1 protein-coding gene is annotated in these 1,449 nt (G+C 63.7%); it reads right to left on the reverse strand.

The annotated features are described in order from the left end of the window. Nucleotides 1–90: 90 nt before the first annotated feature. Nucleotides 91–1,437, reverse strand: coding sequence for an alpha-glucosidase/alpha-galactosidase (gene melA, locus CPY51_RS22530; protein WP_111162480.1), 1,347 nt, complete (start codon nt 1,435–1,437; stop codon nt 91–93). Nucleotides 1,438–1,449: the final 12 nt, after the last annotated feature.

Below are 1,449 nucleotides of genomic sequence, written 5' to 3' on the forward strand. Positions count from 1 at the left end.
CACCCGACAAAAGGCCCCGCAGCGGTGCTGCGAGGCCCTTGAAGCCGGCGTAACCGGGAGAGGTGGCGACGCCAGCCTTGTTCGGGGGTCTTATCTGGCCCAGGCGGGCAGCCAGTCGCCATGGGCGGCGATGAGGTCGTCGACAAGGGACCAGATCTGGTCGAGATCGAGCTCGGCCGCCGTGTGCGGATCCATCATCGCGGCGTGGTAGATGTGCGCGCGGTTCTCGGTCATCAGCGCCTGCACGGTCAGCTCCTGGACATTGATGTTGGTGCGGATCAGCGCCGTCAGTTGCGGCGGCAGCGCGCCGATGAAGGTCGGCTGGATGCCCGACGCATCGACCAGGCACGGCACTTCGGCGGCGCAATTGGTAGGCAGCGAGGTGATGCAGCCATTGTTGCGGACATTGCCGTAGATCACAGAGGGTTCGCCGGTCCACACCGAATTGATGATCGAGGAGGCATATTCCTTCGACGGCTTGACCTCGATCGCCGCGGCGCTGCGATACTGATCGGCCTGGCTCTTCCAGCGGGCGATCTGCTCGATGCAGCGCTTGGGATATTCGTCGAGCGGAATACCGTATTTGTCGATCAGGTCGTCGCGGCCCTCCTTGATGAAATAGGGGGTATATTCGGCAAAATGCTCCGAGCTCTCGGTGACGAAATAGCCAAGCCGGGTCAGCATCTCGTAGCGCACCTTGTTGGGGCAGCGCGGGTTCCAGCCGGGCTTCGGGGCACGGCCGTCGCGATAGGCGGCCACCAGATCCGGATAGAGATTGCGGTAGGACCCATCCGCCTGGCGGTGCTCGAACGTCAGGTAGAAGGCCATGTGGTTGATGCCGGCGGCGCGGTAGCGGATCTCGTCATAGGGAATGTCGAGATCGTCAGCCAGCTCCATCGCCGTGCCCTGGACCGAATGGCAAAGGCCGACCTGGCGGATGGTTGGATATTTCTCGGCGATCGCCCAGGTGTTGATCGCCATCGGGTTGACATATTGCAGCATGATCGCCTGCGGGCAGACGGCCAGCATGTCCTCGCAGATCTTCCATAGATGCGGCACGGTGCGCAAGCCGCGCATGATGCCGCCGACGCCGAGCGTGTCGGCAATGGTCTGGCGCAGGCCGTATGTCTTCGGCACCTCGAAATCGGTGACGGTGCAGGGCTCATAGCCGCCGATCTGGAAGGCGACGACGACGAAATCCGCCCTGTCGAGCGCCCGGCGCTGGTCGGTGAAGGTCTCGACCGTCGCTGCGGCACCCAGCGTCGCGGCCAGCTTGCCGGCGACGATGGCGCTCTCCTCGAGCCTTGCGGGATTGAGGTCCATCAGGGCGATCCTCGCACCCGACAGCGCCGGGCGCTGCAGGATGTCGCCGATGATGTTCTTCATGAACACCGTCGAGCCGGCGCCGATGAAGGTGATCTTGGGGTTGGCTGTCATCAATGTCTCCGC

This window comes from Arminella tubonensis (assembly GCF_003240585.1).
In the GTDB taxonomy this organism is placed as follows: Bacteria; Pseudomonadota; Alphaproteobacteria; order Rhizobiales; family Rhizobiaceae; genus Rhizobium; species Rhizobium tubonense.